General features: G+C 75.3%; 6 protein-coding genes. All 6 read left to right on the top strand.

Translation table 11 applies throughout. The features are described from left to right. A partial coding sequence (locus ABD466_RS44070) for an MBL fold metallo-hydrolase RNA specificity domain-containing protein (RefSeq protein WP_344663295.1) occupies positions 1-585 on the top strand: 585 nt, incomplete at its 5' end. Further along, positions 582-3,290 carry a bifunctional acetate--CoA ligase family protein/GNAT family N-acetyltransferase gene (locus ABD466_RS44065; protein WP_344663294.1) on the top strand — a complete coding sequence of 903 codons (2,709 nt, stop codon included), beginning with the start codon at positions 582-584 and terminating at the stop codon, positions 3,288-3,290. The genes ABD466_RS44070 and ABD466_RS44065, both read left to right, overlap by 4 nt. Before the next feature lie 57 nt (positions 3,291-3,347). Further along, positions 3,348-4,256 (top strand): universal stress protein, encoded by a 909-nt coding sequence (locus tag ABD466_RS44060; RefSeq protein ID WP_344663293.1) that lies wholly within the window; start codon positions 3,348-3,350, stop codon positions 4,254-4,256. Positions 4,257-4,402: 146 nt separating this feature from the next. Further along, a complete protein-coding gene (locus ABD466_RS44055; protein ID WP_344663292.1) occupies positions 4,403-4,705 on the top strand; it encodes a hypothetical protein in 303 nt (100 codons plus the stop codon). Positions 4,706-4,739: 34 nt separating this feature from the next. After that, on the top strand, positions 4,740-5,105 hold the full coding sequence (locus tag ABD466_RS44050; protein ID WP_344663291.1) for a hypothetical protein: 366 nt from the start codon (positions 4,740-4,742) through the stop codon (positions 5,103-5,105). A 15-nt stretch (positions 5,106-5,120) separates the two neighbouring features. Then, positions 5,121-5,504 carry a hypothetical protein gene (locus tag ABD466_RS44045; RefSeq protein WP_344663290.1) on the top strand — a complete coding sequence of 128 codons (384 nt, stop codon included), beginning with the start codon at positions 5,121-5,123 and terminating at the stop codon, positions 5,502-5,504. Positions 5,505-5,526: the final 22 nt, after the last annotated feature.

Raw genomic sequence — 5,526 nt, 5'->3', positions numbered from 1 at the left:
GACGTCCCCATCTACGTCGACAGCCCCATGGCCCTGACCGCACTCGACGTCTACCGTGCCGCCCTGCAGGCGCGCCGCCCGCAGTTCCTGCCCACCATCACCGAGCACGGCCTGACCGAGCTGTTCCCGCCGCGTCTGCACCTGGCCCGCACCTCCGAGGAGTCGCGGCACATCGACGCCGCCAACGGCCCGCAGATCGTGATCTCGGCGTCCGGCATGGCCACCGGCGGCCGGGTCCTGCACCACCTCAGCGCCGCCCTGCCGGACCCGCGCAACACCGTCCTGATCGTCGGGTACGCCGCCGTCGGGACCCGCGCCCGCGATCTGGCGACCGGCGCGACCACGCTCAAGATCCACGGCCGCTACGTCCCGGTCCGCGCCCGGGTCGTCGAACTGCCCGGACTGTCAGCCCACGCCGACCACCCCGAGATCCTGGACTGGCTCGGCACCGCGCCCGCCCCGAAGACCACCTACATCGTGCACGGCGAGCCCACAGCGTCCGAGTACCTGCGCGACCGCATCACCGAACGCCTTCAGTGGACCGCCGTCGTACCCCGCCCCGGAGAGAAAGTCCTGCTGCCATGACGAGCCGCACCGCGCACCGCGCACCGGGCCCCGAGGCCCGACCCGCCACCGTCCACGTCCTGCTGGCCGACGGCACGACCGTCCTGATCCGGCCCACGGTCCCGGAGGACCTGCGGGATCTGTCGGCGTTGTTCGCGGGGTTGTCCGCGCAGAGCCTGCGCATGAGGTTCTTCGCCTCCGGCGCCGCCGCCGGCCAGGAGGCCGCCCAGCGGCTCTGCGAGCCGCATCCGGACCGGATCGCCCTGGTGGCCGTGGCGGTCCGCGGCGAGGACGAGCAGATCGTCGGCGAAGGCGAGGCCTGGCGCATGGGGCCCGGCGCGGACGCCGCCGAGGTCGGCTTCACCGTCGCCGAGGGCTGGCGCGGCCGCGGGATCGGCACCCTGCTGCTGGAGCACCTGGCCGACGCCGCCCGCGCGGCCGGCATCCGGTGGTTCACCGCCGAGACCCTGTCGGAGAACCTGGCGATGAAGCGGGTCATCAACTCGGCGGGCCTGCACCACAGCGCGCAGTTCGAGCACGGCGGCACCGTCTTCCACGACATCGACCTGACCGAGGACGACGCCTACCTGGAAGTCGTCGCCGACCGGGAGTTCGCGGCCTGCGCGGCCTCGCTGCGGCCGTTGTTCCGGCCGCGCGGCGTCGCGGTGGTCGGGGCCGGGCGCTCCCCCGGCGGCGTGGGGCGCGCGATCCTGGACCATCTGGTCACCGCCGGTTTCGACCGGCCGCTGTTCGCCGTGAACCCGCGGGCGGACGAGATCGCGGGCGTGCCCTGCGCCCGCTCGATCGACCTGCTTCCCCAGCAGGTGGACCTGGCCGTGCTCGCGGTTCCCGCCGACGCGCTGGTCGAGGCGGCGGTGGCCTGCGGGCGGCACGGCGTCCGGGCCCTGACGGCGGTCACGTCGCCGGTGCCGGAGCCGGTGCGGACGGCGCTGAAGGCGGTCTGCCGGCGGTACGGGATGCGCCTGGTCGGGCCGAACTGCCTGGGCGTGGCCGCGTTCGGGCCGGACATCGCGATGGACGCCACCTTCGGCGCGCACACGCCGCTGGGCGGCGCGGCCGGCGTGGGCGTGCAGTCCGGCGGTGTGGGGATCGCCGTCCTGGACCACCTGTCGCGGCTGGGGATCGGCGCGGGCTCCTTCGCCTCCCTCGGCGACAAGACCGACGTCTCCGGCAACGACCTGCTGGCCTGGTGGTCGCAGGACCCGGGCACCGAGCTGGTCCTGCTGCACCTGGAGTCGTTCGGCAACCCGCGCAAGTTCGCCCGCTACGCCCGCCGCGTCGCCCGCACCAAGCCGGTGCTGACCGTGGCCGCCGGCCGCTCCGCCGCCGGATCCCGCGCCGCGGCCTCGCACACGGCCGCCGCGGTGACCCCGGGGATCACCCGGGAGGCGCTGTTCCGGCAGGCCGGGGTGATCGCGACGCGGTCGGTGGCCGAGCTGGTCGAGACCGCGGCACTGCTGGAGGCCGGCGTGCGGCCCACCGGGCGGCGGGTCGCCGTGGTCTCCAACGCCGGCGGCACCGGGGTGCTGGCCGCCGACTCCCTCGTCGAGGCGGGCCTGTCCGTGCCCGAGTTCGGCACCGGGCTGCGCGACCGGCTCAGCGCCCTGCTGGGCCCGGCCGCCGCGTGCGGCAACCCGGTCGACACCGGGGCCGGGGCCGACGGCGCGATGCTGCGCCGGGCCGTGGAGGCGGTCGCCGCCTCCGGAGAGGTGGACGCGGTGCTGCTCCTGCTGGTGCCGACCGCGCTGGCCGAGCTGCCGCCGACGCTCGCGGCCGACGCCCGGACGCTGGGCGTGCCCACGGTCACCGTCCTGGTGGACCAGGCCGCGTCGGTCACGTCCGCGCCGGCCGCCGGCGGCCGGCGCGTCCCGGTCTACGGCGACGCCGAGAGCGCCGCGCGGGCCCTGGCGCACGCGTGCGCGTACACGGAGTGGCTGCGGCGGCCGGGCAGCGAGGTGCCGTCCGTCCCCGGCGTCCGTTCCCAGGACGCCGCCCGCCTGATCTCGCTCCACCTGGCATCGCACCCCGAGGGCGGGTGGCTGCCGCCGGACCGGGCCGCCGACCTGCTGGCCTGCTACGGCATCACCTGTGCCCGCATGGTGCTCGCGACCGACGAGCACACCGCCGTCACCGCCGCCGCCCTGTGGGACTCCCCCGTCGTGCTGAAGGCGTACTGGCCGGAGCTGGTGCACAAGAGCGACGTCGGGGGTGTGCTGCTCGGGCTGTCGGGCCCCGACGCGGTCCGCGAAGGCTGGCGGACGCTGGAGGAGCGGTTCGGCGACCGGCTGGCCGGCGTGGTGGTGCAGGAGATGGCACCGCACGGCGTGGAACTGCTGGCCGGCGTCGACAGCGACGCGGTGTTCGGCCCGCTGGTCGCCTTCGGCATCGGCGGCACCGACACCGACCTGGCCGCCGACCGCGGCTACCGGCTGGCCCCGCTGACCGCGGCCGACGCCGAGGACCTGGTCGGGGCGTCGCGCGCCGCGACGCTGCTGGCCGGGTATCGCGGGCGCCCGGGCGGCGACCCCGCGGCGGTGCGGGACGTGCTGTCCCGGCTGGCGCTGCTGGCCGCCGAGCAGACCTGCGTCACCGAAGCCGAGATCAACCCGCTGATCGCGACGCCGGACGGGGTGACGGCGGTGGACTTCCGGGTCCGCGTCGAGCCCCGCACCGCGACCGACCCGTACCTGCGCCGCCTGCGCTGACGACGCGCGCCGGCGCCGCAGGAAGAAGCAGGAGAAGGAGGAGAAGGAGGAACCGTCATGAAGCCCACCGTCGTGGTCGGTTACGACCGCACACCGCCCAGCGAACGGGCCCTGATCGAGGCGGGCCGCGAGGCCGCCTGGCGTGGTGCCTCGGTCACCGTGGTGCACGCCTTCCACTGGATGCCGGTGACGGCCCCGATGACCTACGTCCCGATGAGCGTGCAGCGCTCGCTGACCACCGCCGCCGAGGAGGCGGCGGCCGACGCCGTGCACACCCTGAACCACCGCTACCCCGGGATGAAGGTGGAGTCGGCGGTCGTCGCCGGCCCCGCCGCCGACGCCCTGACCGAGGCCTCCCGCGACGCGGACCTGCTGGTGCTCGGCAACCGCGGCCGCGGCGGCTTCACGGGCCTGCTGCTCGGCTCGGTGTCGACGCGCGCGCTGGCCTTCGCCTCGTGCCCGACGATGATCGTCCGGGGCACGCCGCGGGATCTGCTCGACACGATCGTCCTCGCGCTGGACGCCGAGGACCCCGCCGAGGAACTCCTCGAGTTCGCCTTCGCCGAGGCGTCCCACCGCGACGCGCGCCTGCGGGTGGTCAACGCCCGGGACCTCGACTGGGGCCGGGCCGCCCGGGCCGAGCAGGGCGACGCGCAGGACGCCGGAAAGGCCGAGGAAGCCGAGGAAGCCGACCGCGCCAGGGCCCAGGTCCTGACGGACGTCCGCGGCGCCCTGGGAAGGCTGCTGAGCCCCTGGCTCACCCGGCACCCCCGCGTACGCCTGAGCACCGAGGTCGCCGACGGCACGCCGGGCGCGGTCCTGACCGCGGCGACCACGCACGCCGACCTGGTCATCGTCGGCGCCCACCGGCACGCCGACGGCCACCCCGGGATGCGGCTCGGACCGGTCACCCAGACGCTGCTGCACCACGCGGACTGCCCGGTCGTGGTCGTGCCGCGCGCTTGAGCGCCGGTGACGGGCCGATGGACCTGACGGGCCGATGGACCCGCCGTACCCGGGCCGGAGGGCCCTTGGCCCAGCCGCCGAAGCCGCGGTGTAGTGGAATAAGAGGGACATATCGGATCAATCGACGATCGGGCCGAGGAGGAGAGATGACCCACGTGTGGATCACCACGGCGGACGGCGACCTGCTGCGCGCGGACCAGATCCGGCAGATCAACGTCGTCGAGGGCCTGCGGGTCGTGACCAGGAGCGGAAGCCAGTTCCTGGTCGCCGACGTCGAGGGACGCCAGGCCGCCCTGACCGCGGCCCGCGAGCTGGCCTCGGCGATCGCCGAAGCCGACACCTGGTCCTGGGCGGCCGAGCTCGACGTCGTCTCCGACGGCACGGGCTGGACGGTCCGCGCCGTGCCCATGCGGGAGGCCGGGGCCGCCGCCGAAGCGGGCGACGGCTGACAGCCTGAGGACGAACCGGACGGAGGCCGGTGTCATGAACGGATTCTTCGCACCGATCCCCGGGTCCAGCCCGGACCCGGAGCCGGAGCCGCGGCGGCGCGACGAGGGCGGCGCCCGGCATCGCGACCACCCCCGGCGCGGCCCGGGACAGGTGTGGAACCTGCACCTGGAGACGGCCGGCACCGACATCGCCGCACCGCTGCTGACCGCGTCACCCTCGGTGACGGCGCTGGTGGTGGACGACCTGTGCTGGCAGGCCGCCGCCGAGGATTGGGAACACCGCAGGCCGGCCTGGTGGCGGACCAGGGCGCGCGCCGCCTGGCGGGCCGAGGGAGCCGAGCTGGCCGCCACCGCCGACCGGCTGCGCGCGGCGGCCGAGGGCGTCCTGCGAGAGCTGTGAGGAAGGAACGGACCGATGAGCCAGCAGCCGGAACCCGAAGCCGGCCGACGGGCCCCCGGAGGCACCGTCGATGCCCTCGACCGTCACGAGCTGCGCCGGCGGGTCGTGGACCGGGTGATCGACGCCGGCGGCGAAGTGTCGATGGCGACCGTGTCCGACGGCATGGTGCTGGTGCGCGGCCGGGTCGGCTGCCGCAGCGAGGTCGCCATGCTGGAGCGCGAACTGCGCGACCTGCCCGGCGTGACCCAGCTGGATCTGCGCCTGGGCTACGACATCGACGACATCGACGAGATGGGCGGCATGGGCGATATGGACGACGCCCCGACGACCCCGCCGACACCGACACCGACACCGCCATCACCGACGCCGCCGTCCCGGACTGAGCGAGGCGCACCATGAGATCCACCGTCGTCGTCGGCTA

The sequence above is a fragment of the Catenulispora subtropica genome, assembly GCF_039531675.1.
Taxonomy (GTDB): Bacteria; Actinomycetota; Actinomycetes; order Streptomycetales; family Catenulisporaceae; genus Catenulispora; species Catenulispora subtropica.
Note: the sequence above shows the minus strand (reverse complement) of the source record. Positions and strands in the feature narration are given on the sequence as shown.

Excerpts from the sequence above, each read along its gene's own strand:
- ABD466_RS44065 (WP_344663294.1), top strand. The coding sequence starts at position 582 with ATGACGAGCCGCACCGCGCACCGCGCACCGGGCCCCGAGGCCCGACCC.
- ABD466_RS44060 (WP_344663293.1), top strand. The coding sequence starts at position 3,348 with ATGAAGCCCACCGTCGTGGTCGGTTACGACCGCACACCGCCCAGCGAA.
- ABD466_RS44055 (WP_344663292.1), top strand. The coding sequence starts at position 4,403 with ATGACCCACGTGTGGATCACCACGGCGGACGGCGACCTGCTGCGCGCG.
- ABD466_RS44050 (WP_344663291.1), top strand. The coding sequence starts at position 4,740 with ATGAACGGATTCTTCGCACCGATCCCCGGGTCCAGCCCGGACCCGGAG.
- ABD466_RS44045 (WP_344663290.1), top strand. The coding sequence starts at position 5,121 with ATGAGCCAGCAGCCGGAACCCGAAGCCGGCCGACGGGCCCCCGGAGGC.